The organism is Microbacterium sp. 22296, assembly GCF_052045385.1.
Classification (GTDB): domain Bacteria; phylum Actinomycetota; class Actinomycetes; order Actinomycetales; family Microbacteriaceae; genus Microbacterium.
The window spans coordinates 336406-352659 of the sequence record NZ_JBQEOS010000002.1; the positions used below are offsets into that span (position 1 = coordinate 336406).

General features: G+C 71.2%; 11 protein-coding genes. 5 read left to right on the forward strand and 6 right to left on the reverse strand.

Annotation, left to right across the window (positions count from 1 at the left end; translation table 11 throughout):
* The first annotated feature begins 423 nt into the window (after nt 1-423).
* The 3 genes from ACTJJP_RS05170 to ACTJJP_RS05180 all read left to right on the forward strand — a co-directional run bounded on the left by ACTJJP_RS05170 (nt 424) and on the right by ACTJJP_RS05180 (nt 7339).
* Entirely contained in the window at nt 424-4752 is a 4329-nt protein-coding gene (locus tag ACTJJP_RS05170; RefSeq protein ID WP_440773949.1) for a prealbumin-like fold domain-containing protein, read from the forward strand.
* A gap of 71 nt (nt 4753-4823) precedes the next feature.
* The gene (locus ACTJJP_RS05175) at nt 4824-6338 is read left to right on the forward strand and encodes a SpaH/EbpB family LPXTG-anchored major pilin (protein ID WP_440773950.1); all 1515 of its coding nucleotides are present in this window, start codon (nt 4824-4826) and stop codon (nt 6336-6338) included.
* 11 nt (nt 6339-6349) lie between these two features.
* On the forward strand, nt 6350-7339 hold the full coding sequence (locus ACTJJP_RS05180) for a class C sortase (RefSeq protein WP_440773951.1): 990 nt from the start codon (nt 6350-6352) through the stop codon (nt 7337-7339).
* A gap of 80 nt (nt 7340-7419) precedes the next feature.
* On the opposite strand, the gene ACTJJP_RS05185 is transcribed toward ACTJJP_RS05180, so the two are convergent.
* From ACTJJP_RS05185 to ACTJJP_RS05195, 3 genes are read right to left on the reverse strand one after another with little or no spacing between them, the layout of a single operon-like run.
* Complete coding sequence (locus ACTJJP_RS05185; protein WP_440773952.1) at nt 7420-9081, reverse strand: tripartite tricarboxylate transporter permease; 1662 nt, start codon at nt 9079-9081, stop codon at nt 7420-7422.
* Nucleotides 9082-9093: 12 nt separating this feature from the next.
* On the reverse strand, nt 9094-9645 hold the full coding sequence (locus ACTJJP_RS05190) for a tripartite tricarboxylate transporter TctB family protein (protein ID WP_440773953.1): 552 nt from the start codon (nt 9643-9645) through the stop codon (nt 9094-9096).
* Nucleotides 9642-10658 (reverse strand): Bug family tripartite tricarboxylate transporter substrate binding protein, encoded by a 1017-nt coding sequence (locus ACTJJP_RS05195; RefSeq protein ID WP_440773954.1) that lies wholly within the window; start codon nt 10656-10658, stop codon nt 9642-9644. The genes ACTJJP_RS05190 and ACTJJP_RS05195 overlap by 4 nt, the downstream gene beginning before the upstream one ends.
* 169 nt (nt 10659-10827) lie before the next feature.
* On the opposite strand from ACTJJP_RS05195, the gene ACTJJP_RS05200 reads away from it, so the two are divergent.
* Nucleotides 10828-12402, forward strand: coding sequence for an ATP-binding protein (locus ACTJJP_RS05200; RefSeq protein ID WP_440773955.1), 1575 nt, complete (start codon nt 10828-10830; stop codon nt 12400-12402).
* Nucleotides 12402-13079 (forward strand): response regulator, encoded by a 678-nt coding sequence (locus tag ACTJJP_RS05205; RefSeq protein WP_440773956.1) that lies wholly within the window; start codon nt 12402-12404, stop codon nt 13077-13079. Before ACTJJP_RS05200 ends, ACTJJP_RS05205 begins: the two co-directional genes overlap by 1 nt.
* Nucleotides 13080-13423: 344 nt before the next feature.
* On the opposite strand, the gene ACTJJP_RS05210 is transcribed toward ACTJJP_RS05205, so the two are convergent.
* Genes ACTJJP_RS05210 through ACTJJP_RS05220 form a run of 3 tightly spaced genes read right to left on the reverse strand, consistent with a single transcriptional unit; the run spans nt 13424 to nt 16244 of the window.
* Nucleotides 13424-14530, reverse strand: a complete 1107-nt coding sequence (locus ACTJJP_RS05210) for an adenosine deaminase (protein ID WP_440773957.1) — start codon at nt 14528-14530, stop codon at nt 13424-13426.
* 23 nt (nt 14531-14553) lie between these two features.
* Nucleotides 14554-15846, reverse strand: coding sequence for a thymidine phosphorylase (locus ACTJJP_RS05215; protein ID WP_440773958.1), 1293 nt, complete (start codon nt 15844-15846; stop codon nt 14554-14556).
* Nucleotides 15843-16244: a cytidine deaminase gene (locus tag ACTJJP_RS05220; RefSeq protein WP_058231121.1), complete on the reverse strand. Its 402-nt coding sequence runs from the start codon at nt 16242-16244 to the stop codon at nt 15843-15845. The genes ACTJJP_RS05215 and ACTJJP_RS05220 overlap by 4 nt, the downstream gene beginning before the upstream one ends.
* Between the last annotated feature and the right edge of the window lie 10 nt (nt 16245-16254).

A 16254-nucleotide genomic window follows, 5' to 3' on the forward strand; every position in this document is an offset into this window, starting at 1 on the left:
CCGGGGCCGCCTTCCACGCCGACGTCACGAAGCCGACGTCCGTTGTCCCGCGGGCGCGACAACGGGGAAAGAACACTCGACGAGAGTCGGAGACCGACCGTTCCCGCTCACCGGGTAGAGCAATCCCGGACCCCTCGGCTCCGGGATCCGCGAGCCGGATCCCTCTCCTGCACGGCCTTTCGAGCGACGATCGGGGCGGTTTTCGGGAATGATCGCGGCACGAAAAGAAAGCTCCGGACGCTGTGCGAAAAGGATGCGCGCGAGCCGATTACTTGCCCTATAGTTTGAAAAATACCGGCCCTGAGGCTCTCAATGAATCGACGGATGCTGGATTATTGAATAGCTCGCCGCATGCTCTTTCGACGAGCTGCTCCGTCCTGATTCCGACACCCCACGCGACACCGTCCGTCGCGCGAGAGGCCCATGTTCTCGTCCCGTCGCTTCGTCACGCGTCCCACCCGCGCGCGCGCCGCCTCCGCCGCCGCGGTGGCCGTGCTGGCGCTGCTGCTGGGTTCGGGTGCGACGTCGGCCGTCGCTTCCGCGACCACCACCCCGACGCCGTCCCCCGCGGAGTCCGCGCCGGCAGCCGGCTCGCCCGTGCCCACCTCTGCGCCGACCGCAACGTCGTCCCCCTCGGCATCCGGCGCTGCGACGCCGTCGCCGGCCCCCGGCGTAGAACCCGTCGAAATGAGCCCGTCCCCGTCCGATCCCGGTGACGACACGCCCGACCCCATCGCTCCCCCGGCGGGGACCGCCGCTACCCCGTCGCCCCGTGCGAGCCCCCAGATCACGGCGTCCATCCCCCCGTCCGCCGAAACCCCCGGCGACACCCGAGAACGCGCACCCCCCGCCTCGAACGCGCGCGTCGCCCGCTCGAGCGTCGGCATCCTCGCGGCCGGGATTCCCGAGGCACCCGCGGAGGCATGGATCGAAACCTTCGAGCAGGGCCTGAACACCACGACCCCGACCTCGATCACCGCCTACGCGAGCGGGCGGTACACCGTCTCTACCGGGTGGGCGACCGGCACCAGCTGCACCGGCGTACTGGTGAACTATTCGGCGGTCTACCCGAACGCGCAGTTCTGCCCGAGCCAGTCCCTGTTGAACATCCCCGTGTCGACGGCCTCGGCGCGAGAGGTCCGCCGTCTCGCCGACGTCCTCGGCCAGGTCGCCACCGGCACGACGGGCTCGACCACCGCAACGGCGCCCGCCAACGGCTCGACCGTCACGACACGCGCGAACCACGCGCTCGTCAACCTCCCCTACGCGGCGCTCACGAGCACGACCGTGGCGCAGAGCGCAAGCGGAATCGGAATCAGCGCCGCCGGATCGCGGTACTACACGCTGCGCTTCGACGCGGCAGCAGCGCCCTGCAGCACCACGGCCGCGCCGGCGCTCTCGGTCTCCCTGTTCTCGGGCGCCGCGACGTTGCTGGCTCCCTTCGCCACCGCCGTGAACCCGTGCACGATCACGGGCAACGTCTTCTACACATCCCCCACGCAAACGGCATCCGGCGGGCTGCTCGACCCCGCGGTCACCACGTCGGCGCGTGCCGCGACCTTCACGGGCACCTCGGCCGCCCTCCTCACGCCCGCGCAGATCGCCGCGGCCCAGGTGCGCGTGACCAACACCACCACCGGCACCGGCAGCGGTTTCGGGGTCGACAACCTGCGCGTGCTCGACGTCACCCCGAGCCTCGACTGGTCGTTCGGCCCCGCGAGTGTCCCCGTCGGAACCGCCTCGACGCTCACCTACACGATCACCAACACGTCCGACGCCATCGCCAAGAGCGACTGGACGTTCTCGAACACGCTCCCCGCCGGCCTCACCGTCGCTCCCGCCCCCGCGGTCGGCGGCACCTGCGCCCAGGTCACCGGAACAGCGTTCGCCGTCACCGCTCTCGCCGGATCCTCCGGCATCTCCGTCGTCGGCGGCGACCTGGCCACCGGCGCGTCCTCCTGCACGATCACGGTGAACGTCGTGGCATCCACCGAGGGCACTTACACCAACGTGCCCGGCAACGTCGTCACCCCTCTCGTCGCTCCGGATGCCGCGAGCCTGACGGTCACACCCGCCTCCCGCCTCACCGTCCGCAAGAACCTCCCCGCACGCCTGGCGTCCACTGACCAGTTCACCCTCTCGGTGCGCAGCGGCACCACCGTCGTCGCGTCGGCGACGACCACCGGCACCGCGACCGGGCTGCAGCCGGCGCAGGTGTCGCGTCAGATCGTCGAGTCCGGCGCCACGTACACGATCGCCGAGGTGCCCACCGCCGGTGCCGCGCTCGGATACGCGAGCTCGTACGAGTGCACCCGTGAAGGAACGGTGGTCGCGGCCGGCAGCTCGCGCTCGGGCGCGCTCACCATGCCGGCGGACGACGGCGCCGAAGTCGTCTGCACGTTCACCAACACGGTGCAGCAGCCGCGCCTGTTCTGCGACAGCGGCCTGTTCTACGGCGTCACGACGAACGGTGCGCTCGTCCAGGCCGACGGCGCAGGCGGCGGACAGGCAACCGTCGGCACCTGGAGCAACGTCACCGGAGCGAACTCGCTCGGTGTCGCCGCCGGCGGCACCGGTGCGTACGCCCTCAACCGATCGACCGATGCCGCGAACGTCTCATCCGTGCTGAAATGGTCGCCGACCGGCGGCTTCGAGACGCTCGCGAACACGGCCTACACCACGGCGGACCGCGCCGGCACGGCCATCGGCGGCAGCATCGTCGCCGGAGCCATCGACCTCGCGACCGGCCGCTATCTCTTCGGCAAGTACAACAACGGGTCCTTCTACCTGTGGAGCTTCACGGAGTCCGCCCCCGCGGCATCCCGCTTCGTCTACCTCGGCTCGTTCAGCGCCGGCTCCGCGCCCAATGGCAACGGCGACATGGCGTTCGACAACCGGGGCAACCTGTACATCCTGGGAGCCGCCACGGTCAACAACGCCAGCAGCGCCGCCATCTTCACCGTCACCGCCGACGTCCTGGCCGGTGCCACCGGCGGCCCCCTCGTCGTCAGCACCTCGACGACGCGCACCCTGATCGGACTGGATGCCACACCGACCTTCGGCAGCGTCAACGGCATCGCCTTCTCGCCCCGCGGCACGGTCTACCTGTCGAGCAACACCAGCACCTACGAGTTCGACCCGACCACGTGGACGCGCGTCTCGGGCAGCCCCCGCATCGACTTCGCCTCGACCGACCTGGCCAGTTGCAACAGCCCCGGCACGGTGACCGTGCAGAAGAACGTCGTCGGAAGGGCGGCGACCACCGACCAGTTCCAGCTCACCCTCGCCGACGCCAACGGCACCCTCGGCACAGCGACCACCACGGGGACGACCACCGGGCGCCAGGCCGCACAGGTCGGCCCCTTCCCCGCGACCATCGGCTCGACGCTGACGGTATCGGAGACGATGGCGACAGGATCCACGTCGGCCATCGGCGCCTACACGGTCCGTCTGGAGTGTTGGACGGACGGCATCCGGATCGCGACCGCCAGCGCCACCAGCACGACCATCACGATGCCCGACCGCTTCGGCGCGAACGTCGTCTGCACCTTCTTCAACGCCCCCGCACCCGTCGCCACCGTCACGGTGACCAAACGCATCCTCGACCCCGCCACCGGCCAGTCGGCACCCGCGGCCGGCTGGAGCCTGGGCACCGCAGCCGTCGCCACCGTCGGCACCGCCACCGTGCTCCCCAGCGAGACGCCGCGCCAGACCAGCGACGCCGCGGGCAACGCCGTGTGGGGAGTCCTGTTCGGCTCGGCGGCATCCCGTGCCACCCTCACGATCTCGGAGGTGCAGCAGACGCGCTTCTCCTTCGTCAGCGGCACATGCACGGTCAACGGCACGACCACCGCGGTCACCTTCACGACGGCGGGCGGCGTGGTCAGCGGCTCGATCACCGGGGTCGGGCCCTCGGCCGTCGTGGCGTGCACCCTCGTCAATCAGTCGATCACGTCTCTCACCCTGGTGAAGACGGTCTCGTCGGGCTCGGCTCCCGCCACCGATTGGACGCTGTCCGCGACCGCCCCCACCGGCGCGCTCGCGGGACCCTCCGGCCGCACGGGCAGCGCCGCGGCCACGAACGTCCCCGTCTCGCCCGCCCGCGCCTACCGGTTGGCCGAGACCGGGACGAACGCCGCCTACGTCCAAGTGGGGGCGTGGCGCTGCGTGGAGTCGACGGGGGCGGACGTCGCCGTCACGGCCGTGGGCGATGTGACGCTGCGCACGGGCGCCGCCGTCACCTGCACGGTCACCAACGCCACCGCGACCATGACGGTGCTCAAGGACGTCACCGCCCCCAGCGCCGGCTTCGTCCCCTCCACTTGGACCGTCACGGCCGCACCCGCCGCCCTCGCCGGCACGTCGTTGCCGACGCAGAGCCGCGTGGGCGCCGCGTACGACCCCGTCGCCGGCAACGCGGCGAGCACGTTCGAGGTGCGCCCGGGCCACGGCTACACCCTGTCGGAGGCGCCCACCGTCGCGGGCACACGGCTGGCCTATCTGACGCTTCGCCTCGAACGCCTCGACGGTTCCACGTGGACCACGGTCACCGGTCGCAGCGTCACCGCCCCCGCCGCCGGACAGAGCGTCGTCTACCGCTTCGTCAACGCCCCGGTCGTGGGCCCGGTCCTGCCCCTCACGGGCGGTGTCGGCGCCGACACGTTCGTCATCGCCGGAGGCCTCCTGCTCGCCCTCACCGTCGCGGGCGCCCTGATCCATCGCCGACGCCGGGGAGGGAGCCTTCCGACGTGAGCCCTCCCGTCGCGCGATACCGCCGACCACACTCCTTCCGCATCACACTCCACCTTCCGAGAGGAATCACCATGTCCATCCGCAAGAGAGCGGGCGCCGTTTTGAGCGTCCTCGCGCTCGGGGCCCTCACCGCCGTCGGTGCCGTCGCACCGGCGTCGGCTGTGACGCTGCCGGGCAACATCGACTCGACCGTCAACCGCACCCTGACGCTGCACAAGCACGCCCTGGGTCCCTCGACGCCGCAGAACCCGACGTCGACGGGCCAGCAGCTGGCCACCCCTCCGGCCGACCCGCTGGCGGGGGCGCAGTTCACCGCGACGCTCGTGTCGGGGGTAGACCTGACCACGGCCGCGGGCTGGACGCAGGCGGCGTCGCTCACACCGGCGCAGGCCGCTCAGCGTCCCAACACGGTGAGCTTCGTGTCGTCGGTCTCCAACACCGCCGGTGTCGCGACGTTCTCGCCCGACCCGGCGCTGTACCCGACCGGCCTGCCCATCGGCGTGTACCTCATCACCGAGACCCAGCTCCCGGCCACCGCCACCAACCCGGCGGCGCCGTTCCTGGTGACGCTGCCGACGCCCACCGGAGCTGCCGGCTCGCCCGCCAACCAGTGGATCTACGACGTGCACGTGTACCCGAAGAACGCTGTCACCCAGCTGACGAAGACGCGCGTGCCCGCTCCGGCCGGATCGGTCGAGCAGCGCAATCCCGACCTCATCCGCTGGGCCATCGCCTCGTCGATCCCGACGCTCGCGACCGGTGACGCCATCGACGTGTTCACCCTCACCGACGTCCTGCCGTCGGAGCTGACGTACCTGACGGCGGCCACCGTTCCCGCGGGAGTCGTCCCCTCGAACGTCGTGGTCACGAACGCCGCCGGCGCCGCGCAGACGTTCACCGAGGGAACCGACTACACGATCACCAACGCCGGGGGCACCCTGACCCTGGACTTCACCGCTGCCGGCCGCACGCGTCTCGCGGGCTTCCAGGGCGGAACGGTGACCTTCAACGTGCTGACGCGCGCGACGGCCATCCCGGCCAGCGGCGTGATCGTCAACACCGCGCGCGCCAACGTCAACGGTTCCACCGAGGAGGTCACCGGCAGCACCCCGATCGGTCAGCTCACCGTATCGGCGTACACCACCTCGAACGGTTCACGCGTGCCGCTCGCGGGGGCGGTCTACCAGGTGTTCCTCACGGAGCAGGATGCCATCAACGGTGCCAACCCGATCATCATCAACGGCGAGAGCACCTGGACGACCGGGGCCAACGGCAACGTCCTCATCCCGATCATCACCCCCGGCAGCTACTGGGTGCGCGAGACGGTCCCCCCGACCGGGTACCAGCTGCCTTCGCCCGACCGCATCCTGACCGCGGTCGTGCCCGGCCCGACCTCGACCACGGCGCCCGTGCGCAACTACGTCGAGTTCGCGCACAACCAGGTGCCCGCGTTCGCCCTGCCCATCACGGGTGGCGACGGCGGCCTGTGGTTCGGCGTCGGCGGCGCTGCCCTGCTGACCGCCATGGTCGGCGCGGCTGTCGTCGTGTCGCGTCGCCGCGCCCGCGCGGTGCAGGCCCCGGCCTGAGGGATCACCGCATGACCGAGGGGACGATGGTGCGGCAAGACGCCGCGCCGTCGTCCCCTTCGTCCGCTCCGCTCCGACGGGATCGGCGGCGTCCGAGGTGGAAGCTCTCTCTCGTCTCCCTGGCGCTGGCGCTGGGCGCTCTCGCCGGGGTGGGCCTGCTGATGTACCCGACGGTGGCCGCGTGGTTCGCCCAGTACGTGCAGTCCCAGGTCATCGACGGGTACTCCGACCAGATCCGCGACCTCGGCGCCGACACGCTCGCCGATCAGCTCGACGCCGCCCGGGCGTACAACTCCGGTCTCATCGACGGCGGAGCCGAGATCGCCGCCAACGAACGACTCCCCCTGGCCAACTCCCCCGACCAGACCAGCGACTACGCCGAACAGTTGCGATCGGATGCCGCGGGCCTCATGGCCCGGCTGAAGATCCCCGCCATCGACGTCGACCTGCCCATCTATCACGGCACGAGCGAGCAGGTGCTGTACGAGGGAGTCGGTCACCTCGAGGGGACCGCTCTCCCGGTGGGCGGGGAGACCACTCACTCGGTGCTGACCGCGCACCGGGGACTCGCGACCGCCGAGCTGTTCACCCACCTCGACCGCGTGGGCCTCGACGACACCTTCACCATCGAGGTGTTCGGCGAGGTGCTCGTCTATCGCGTCGTCGACACGCGTGTCGTCGAACCGGAGGACACCGAGTCTCTCGCCCCGGTCGTCGGTCGCGACCTCGTCACCCTCGTGACCTGCACGCCGCTCGGCGTGAACAGCCACCGCATCCTCGTGACCGGCGAGCGCGTCATCCCGACTCCCCAGTCCGAGATCGACGGCGCGGGTGCCCACCCCGACATCCCCGCGTTCCCGTGGTGGATCTTCGTCCTCGCCGCCTCCGTCCTGGCCGCGGGCGTCTACGTCTGGTGGGCAGGTCGGCCCCCGCGCGGCACGGTCCTGCGCACCCGGCCCCCCGCCGCCACGCCCGCGCACCGGGCGCCGTCGCATCCCTGAACGCACGGATGCCCAGGACACCCCGGATGCCGTGGCTCGGCATCCGGGGTGTCCTGGGCATTCCGCGGCGGGTGGCGCGATTACTCGCGGGGCGGTTCCTCCCGGGCAGCGCGGGCCTTCTCGGCGGCCACCTCCGCGCGGATGGTGTCGGTGCGCACGTCGGTGGGACGCTCTCCCGATTCCCACAGGTGGTCGACCGCGGCCTGCGGGTGCCCCTCGGTCGCGGCGAGCGACGCCTCGAGGGCCCGCTCGTAGCGGCTCTGGCGACGCTTGAGCCAGAGGCCCACGACCAGGAACACCGCCAGCACCACGTACGCCGACGCGGCGAAGGGGTGCAGCACGAGGTCGGCGACGTTGCCCTGGCTCAGCTGCAGCGCCTTGCGCAGCTGCTGCTCGCCCATGGGGCCGAGGATCAGCCCCACGATGAGAGGAGCGATCGGGAAGCCGAAGCGTCGCATGAAGTACCCCAGCGCTCCGACGATGAGCAGGATGACGATGTCGAGCGTCGAGAAGCTCACCGCGTAGGCGCCGAGCACAGCGAAGGTGAGGATGCCGGCGTAGAGGTACGGACGCGGGATCTGCAGCAGCTTCACCCATAGTCCCGCCAGCGGCAGGTTCAGCACGATGAGCAGCACGTTGCCGATGTACAGGCTCGCGATCAGCGCCCAGACCAGGTCGCCCTGGTTCTGGAAGAGCTGGGGACCGGGCTGGATGCCGTACGACTGGAACGCCGTGATGATGATGGCCGCGGTCGCGGTCGTCGGCAGGCCCAGGGTCAGCAGCGGCACGAGCACGCCCGCCGCCGCGGCGTTGTTCGCGGCTTCCGGGCCGGCGACGCCCTCGATCGCGCCGCGACCGAACTGCTGCTTGTTCTTCGACAACTTCTTCTCGCTCGCGTATGAGAGGAAGGTCGCCACGTCCGCGCCGCCGGCGGGGATCGTCCCCACCGGGAAGCCGATGAAGGTGCCGCGCAGCCAGGGCTTCCACGACCGACGCCAGTCTTCGCGCGTCATCCAGTTGCGCCAGCCCCGCGTGACCGGGATCACCGGGATGGGGCCGTGCCGCAGGCGGGCGGCGACATAGAGGGTCTCGCCCACCGCGAACAGTCCGACCGCCACCAGCACGACGCTCACGCCGTCCGACAGCGCGAGCACGCCCATCGTGTAACGGGCCTGACCGGTGGTCGCCTCGGTGCCGATGAGACCGACGAGCAGTCCGATCCCGAGCGAGGCGAGGCCGCGGGCGGGAGACGACCCGAGGAGCGCGCCCACCGTGATGAAGGCCACCACGATGAGGGCGACGAAGTCCGCGGGCGAGAGGTTCACCGCGACGCGGGCGAGCATCGGCGCGAACAGCGTCAGCAACGCCGTGGCGATCGTTCCGGCCACGAAGGAGCCGATCGCCGCCGTCGCCAGGGCCGCAGCGCCTCGACCGAGCTTGGCCATCTTGTTGCCCTCGATGGCGGTGATGACGGATGCCGATTCACCCGGGGTGTTCAGCAGGATGCTGGTGGTCGAGCCGCCGTACATCCCGCCGTAATAGATCCCCGCGAAGGTGATGATGGCCGCCGTCGGCGACAGCGAGTAAGTCAGCGGCAGCAGCAGGGCCACGGTCATGGCCGGGCCGATGCCCGGGAGCACGCCGACCGCGGTCCCGATGACGACGCCCAGCAGCGCGAACAGCAGGTACTCCGGCTGCAGCGCGGTGGCGAAGCCCTCCATGAGGGCGTTGACAGAATCCATGTCGACGGTCTCCTAGCCGAACAGGGGTCCGGGGCCGTACCACCAGTCGAAGGCGGCCCCGCGAGGAAGGAAGAGGCCCAGGCCCTCTCCGAAGAGGAGCTGGGTGCCGATGCCGATCACGAGACCGGCGAGGAAGGCCGCCCAGGGACGCTTGGCCCCGAGGGTCCAGGCGACGCCGCCGAACAGGAGGGCAGCGACCATCCACCAGCCGAGCAGTTCGAGCAGCAGCAGGACGGCGACCATCAGGGCGACGATCTTCAGGATCGTCCACCAGTCGGTCTTGGCATCCGGGTCGATGTCCTCGCCCTCTTCGCGCGGCGCCACCCGGCCACGAAGGGCCGAGACCAGGAGCGCGGCTCCGGAGCCGAGCAGGATGACGGCCACGGCGAAGGGGAACACCTGCGGGCCGATCGCCTGCCCGGCGGGCACGCGGATGGCGAAGGCTCCGACCAGCGCGAAGACGCCGAGACCGAAGACGACGCCCGCGAAGATCGTGTTGCCGATCCGGTCGGCACCCCACCGGGGGCGGACGGTGTCCGCCCCCGGTGATTCGACGGTCGTCACGAGACCAACCCGATGTTCTTGAGGGTCCCCGACACGTCGACGATGTTCTCGTCGACGAACGAGGTGAACTCCGCGCCCGTCAGGAAGGCGTCGGTCCAGCCGCGCTCCTCGAGCACGGTCTTCCACGCGCCCGACTCGTGCATCTCAGTGACCAGAGCGGTGAGGCCCGCGGCATCCGCTTCGCTGATCCCGCCGGGGGCGAGCAGGCCGCGCCAGTTCGTGTAGACCACGTCGAAGCCCTCCGAGGTCATGGTGGGAACGTCGGGCAGCAGCGTCGCGGCCTCCTCGCTCGAGACGGCGAGGGCGCGCAGGTCGCCCGATTCGACGTACTCCGAGAACTCGCCCACGCCCGAGATGCCGGCCGCGGCGTTGTTGCCCAGCAGCAGCGAGACGGCCTCGCCACCACCGGCGTTGGGCACGTAGTTGAGCTTCTCGGTGATGTCGGCGCCGGTGAGACCGGCCTCCTCGAGCAGGAGTCCGGCGAGGATGTGGTCGGCGCCGCCGGCGGATCCGCCGGTGATGGTGACACCCTGGCCCCGTTCGACGACCGCGTCGACGAGGTCCTGGAGCGTCTGGAACTCGCTCGCCGCCGGCACGACCACCACGAGCGGCTCCTCCGTGAGACGGGCGATGGGGGTGGTGTCCTCGATGCGGTTCTCGGCGGCGTTCGTCTCGACGGCACCGACCATCACCAGGCCCGTGACCATGAGGGTGTACGGGTCGCGCTCGTTCGCGAGCGAGGCGAGGCCGACCGTCCCGCCGGCGCCGCCGACGTTGCTGACCGCGGCGGTTCCGACCAGGCCGTCACCGGTGAGCACGTCCGAGACGGCGCGACCGGTCTGGTCCCAGCCGCCGCCCGGGTCGGCGGGGACGACGATGTTCACCGAGTCGATCGCGGCGGCGTCGTCGGAGGCGGCCGCTCCCCCGGCGCCCGCGCCCTGCGGGTTGCAGCCGGTGAGGGCCGCGAGCGACAGCGCAGCCAGGGGGACGAGGGCGATGGTGGTGCGACGCATGCGCGGTACTCCTCTTCGAGTTCGAGGAGGCACCGTCGCCTCCCCGCTGATGGCTCACCGTAGGCAGCACCGAAGTCGGCCGTCGCGCTTGTGCAACTAACGACGACTTCGGCAACTATTGGTCGCACGCCGGCCTGCATCCGACACGGGCCGCGAGAGAGAATGAACCGTGGTCCGAGCACTGTCGCTGAGGCTGCAGCTGTTGCTGCTGCAGGCGCTGATCGTGTGCGTCGTGACCCTGGGCGCGGGGATCGTGACCGTCTGGATCCAGGAGAGCGCGATCCGCGACTCCTATCGCGAGCGCATGGTCGGGGTGGCTCTGTCGATCGCGCGGCTGCCCGTCATCGTCGAGGCCTTCGACGACCCCGACCCTTCCGTGGCGATCCAACCCGTGGCCGAGGTCATCCGCGAGGCATCGGCGCTGACCTATGTCGTGGTGACCGACCTCGACGGCATCCGTCTGTCGCACCCCAACCCCGACCGCATCGGCGAGAGCGTGTCGACAGACCCCTCGATCCCCCTGTCGGGACAGGTGTGGTCGGGCACCGAGACGGGGACGCTGGGCGAGTCGTACCGCGTGAAGGTGCCGGTCTACGCCGACGGCGACGATGAGAGCGCCCCCGTGATCGGGTCGGTGTCGGTGGGCGTGCTCGAGTCCGAGCTGGCCGCCGATCTGCAGTCGCGCCTGCCGGGCCTGTTCCTCGCCTTCGGCGGCGCCGCCGTCGCCGGGGTGTTCGGCGCCGCGTGGGTCGCGGCCCTCATCCGCCGCCGCATCCTGGGCCTCGAACCCGACGAGATCGCCGAACTGGTGGGCGAGCGCGAGACGATGCTGCACCGCCTCAGTGAGGGCGTGATCCGCGTCGACCACCGCGGCATCGTCACCAGCGCCAACGACGCCGCCGAGCGCCTTCTCGGTCGCGGTGCGCTGAGCGGACGCCGCGCCGACGAGACGCTCGACGGGCCGCTCCTGCAGGTCATGGAAGACGGGGAACCCGAGGGGCGCCTGGTGCTGGCGGGCGAGCGCCCTGTGATCGCGCGGTCGACCGGCCTGCGCGACGACCGGGGCCGCGTGGTGGGCGGCACGCTGCTGCTGCGCGACCACACCGAACTCCACGAGGCCCTGCGCAGCATGGACGGGCAGCAGTCGCTGACCGAGGGACTCCGCGCGCAGGCGCACGAGTTCGCCAACTCGCTGCACGTGGTGTCCGGCCTGCTCGAGCTCGGCGCGTGGGACGACGCCCGGGAGTTCATCGCGCAGGTGCGACCGGGCGGACCGCTGGATCCGGGACCGGATGCCGCAGCCCTCGGGAGCGAGCTGACCGCGCTGCTGTCGGTCAAGATCGCGCGGTCCCGTGAGCTCGACGTCGCTCTCGAGGTCGTCGCGCACGGCACTCCCCCGCCCGAGTCGATCGGCGACCTCATCACCGTGGTCGGCAACCTCGTCGACAACGCCCTCGAAGCGTGTCGCCCCGGTGACCGGTTGCGGGTGACGGTGGACGCCACCGAGTCCTCGGTGCGCGTGCGCGTCGACGACAGCGGTGCCGGGGTGCCCGACGCGCTGCGCGCGCACGTGTTCGACGAGGGCGTGAGCACGAAGGGCACGAATGCCCGTGCCCGCGGAATCGGTCTCGCCCTCGTTCGCCGGGTGGCCCGGCGTCGGGGCGGCGACGCGCGGGTCGAGGCGTCCCCGCTCGGCGGCGCGCGCTTCGAGGTGACACTCCCCGTGGCCGAGAGGGTGTCATGATGCTGCGCGTCCTCGTCGTCGACGACATCCCCGCCGTGGCATCGCTTCACGGCCGGTTCGTGTCGGCGCACCCCGCGTGCGAGCTCGTCGGGACCGCGGGGAGCGGACCGGATGCCGTGTCGGCAGTGGCCGAGCTCCAGCCGGACCTCGTGCTGCTCGACGTGCACCTGCCCGGCTTCTCGGGCCTCGACGCCCTGCGCGCGGTGCGCGCCGACGGCACGTTGGTGCAGCCCGAGGTAATCGCGGTGACCGCGGCCCGAGACGTCGACACCGTCCGCACGGCCCGGCTGATGGGCGTGCAGCACTACCTCGTCAAGCCGTTCACCGCCGGTGAGCTGCACACGCGGATCGACGACGTCCTCGCCGAGCGGCGGTCCTCCGCCGCGGTCGCGGGTTCGCTCGACCAGCAGGGCGTCGACGCGGTGCTGCGGCCCGTGACGAAGCGCCCCCTGCCGAAGGGGCTGTCGCGTCCGACCCTCGACCTGGTACGCACCGCCCTGACTGAATTGGGATCGGCCAGCGCGGGCGAGGTCGCTGACCACCTCGGCCTGTCGCGGGTGAGTTGCCGCCGCTACCTCGAACACCTCGCCGAGGACGGCGAGTGCGTGCGCAGTCTCGACTACACCACCGCGGGGCGACCGAGCACGCGGTACACGGTCACCGACCCGAGGCCCTGAGTGTCCAGAACACCCGGACGTTCCGCGAACGGAACCGGGTGTCGTGGACACTCGAGTCATAAGCGCCGCCCGCGGCGCCGCGGACCGAGGCCCTGAGTGTCCAGGACACCCGGAAGTTCCGCGAACGGAACCGGGTGCCCTGGACACTCGAGTCAGATGCGCCGCCCGCGCCCCCGCGCCTCGCCGCCCCGCGCCTGGCCGCCCCGCCGCGCCGCCCCGCCAGGCCCGAGACTTCGAGTGTCCAGAACACCCGGGCGTTCCGAGAATCGGTCCGGGTGTTCTGGACACTCGGATGACGCACGACCGGCGCGCCGCACACGTACGGCGCCCGCGCTACCTCACCGTCAGCGCTGGAACCCGTCGGAGATGATCTCGATGAGCTCCTCGCGCTCCTCCACCGGCAGGAACGCGCCGGCGGCGGCGTTCAGCTGGAACGCCTCGAGGTCGTCGAGGTCGTAGTCGAACGCCTGGGCCAGCAGACCCAGCTCGCGGGTGAGCGTCGTCGCGCTCATCAGGCGGTTGTCGACGTTCACGGTGACCGAGAAGTCGAGCTGGTACAGCAGGTCGAACGGGTGGGCGTCCATCGTGTCACCCCAGGCCGTGACGGCCCCCGACTGCAGGTTCGACGTCGGCGACAACTCGAGGGTGATCTCGCGATCGCGCACCCAGCGGGCCAGGTCGCCGAAGGTGACCTGCACCTCCTCACCCTCGCGGGAGACCACGTCGAGGTCATTGGCGATGCGCACCCCGTGTCCGAGACGCAGCGCGCGGCCGTCGATCAGGGCGGAGCGGATGGATGCCAGACCCGCACCCTCGCCCGCGTGCACCGTCGTGGGGAAGAACTGCTCGGCGAGGTAGTCGAACGCCGCACGGTGGCCCGACGGCAGAAACCCGTCCTCGGGTCCGGCGAGGTCGAAGCCCACGACCCCGCGCCCACGCCACGAGACGGCGAGCTCGGCGATGTCGCGCGCGTTGTCGTTGTGGCGGAGGGCGGTGAGCAGCTGGCCGACGCGGATGTCCTGTCCACGGGCGTCTGCGGCATCCTCGCCCGCCTCGATCCCCTCCTGCACGGCATCCACGACGTCGTCGAGGCTGAGACCGCGGGTGAGGTGCTGCTCGGGCGCCCACCGCACCTCGCCGTACACGACGCCGTCGGCGGCGAGGTCCTCGACGAACTCCTTCGCGGTGCGCACGAGTCCCTCGCGGGTCTGCATCACCCCGACGGTGACCGAGAACTTCTCGAGGTAGTCCTCGAGCGAGCCGCCGTCGATGTGGTCCGAGAACCATGCGCCCAGGCCCTTCGCGTCGCGCGCGGGGAGGTCAAGACCGACCTCGTCGGCGAGCTCGAGGACCGTCTGGGGGCGCAGCCCGCCGTCGAGGTGATCGTGCAGCGAGACCTTGGGCAGGTCGCGCACCTTCCGGTCGCCGATGCGGACGTCGTCGGATGCCATGGTGTTCCTTCGCTGAGCGGCCATCACGCCGTGATGCGTTCGCGGACGAGGGGGGATGCCGCGGGGGCCGCGTCGCCGATCTCCCAGGCGCCGTCGACCGCGCCGAGGGCACGGTCGAAGCGGGCGCCGTCGTCGGCCGAGAGGGTGAAAAGCGGCTGACCGGCGGTGACCGACTGGCCGACCGTGACGTGCAGGTCGATACCGGCGGCGTGCACCACGGCGTCTTCGGCGCGCGCGCGACCGGCGCCGAGACGCCAGGCACCGATGCCGAAGGGCAGGGCCTCGATGCGGGTGACGACGCCCGACCGCTCGGCGACGACCGTGTGGGTCTCGCGCGGCACCGGGAGGGCGGCATCCGGATCGCCGTCCTGAGCGCGGATCATGCGCTTCCAGACGTCCATCGCGCGCCCGTCCTTCAGCGCCTCCTCGACGTCGGCGTCGGGCTGGCCGGCGAGCGTCAGCATCTCGCGCGCGAGAGCCACGGTCAGCTCCACGACGTCGGCGGGACCGCCGCCGGCGAGGACCTCGACCGATTCGCGGACCTCGTTGGCGTTGCCGATCGCGAGACCCAGCGGGGTGTTCATGTCGGTGAGGAGCGCCGTCGTGTTCACGCCCGAGTCGGTGCCGAGGGCCACCATGGTGCGGGCGAGTTCACGGGCCCGGTCGATGTCCTGCATGAACGCGCCCGAGCCGAACTTCACGTCGAGCACGAGGGAGTCGGTGCCCTCGGCGATCTTCTTCGACATGATGCTCGACGCGATCAGCGGGATCGCCTCGACGGTGCCGGTGACATCGCGCAGCGCGTACAGCTTCTTGTCGGCGGGGGCGAGGCCGGAGCCGGCGGCGCAGATGACCGCACCGACGTCGGCGAGCTGCGCCATGATCTCGTCGTTCGACAGGGCCGCGCGCCAGCCGGGGATCGACTCGAGCTTGTCGAGCGTGCCGCCGGTGTGGCCGAGACCGCGCCCCGACAGCTGCGGGACGGCGACACCGAAGGCGGCCACGAGGGGCGCCAGCGGCAGGGTGATCTTGTCGCCCACGCCGCCGGTCGAGTGCTTGTCGACGGTGGGCTTGCCGAGGGACGAGAAGTCCATGCGCTCGCCCGAGGCGATCATGGCATCCGTCATGACCCGGATCTCGTCGCGCTCCATTCCGCGCAGCAGCACCGCCATCGCGAACGAGGCCATCTGCGCGTCGGAGACGTAGCCCTTCGTGTAGTGCTCGATGAGCCAGCGCAGAGCCGACTCCGAGACGGCGCCGCCGTCGCGCTTGGTGCGGATGATTTCGACCGCGTCGTGCGGGTGGACCGTGGTCACCGTGCCGCCTCCTCGAGGTCGCGGGGCCCGAACGCGTCGGGAAGGACCTCGTCGATGGTCCGGATGCCGCTGACCGTCTCGAGCAGCATGCCGGGGATGGCGTGCTCGAACAGCAGCTGCCGGCAGCGCCCGCACGGCATGAGCGTGCGACCCTCGCCGTCGACGCAGACGAACGCGACCAGCTGGCCGCCGCCCGACATGTGCAGCTCGGACACCAGGCCGCACTCGGCGCACAGCGTCACCCCGTAGGAGGCGTTCTCGACGTTGCACCCCGAGACGATGCGGCCGTCGGCGACGAGCGCAGCGGCGCCCACCTTGAAACGGGAGTAGGGCGCGTAGGCGCGGTGCATGGCGTCCGTCGCGGCGGAACGGAGTTCGTCCCAGTCGATGTCGGTCATCGTGGTGTGA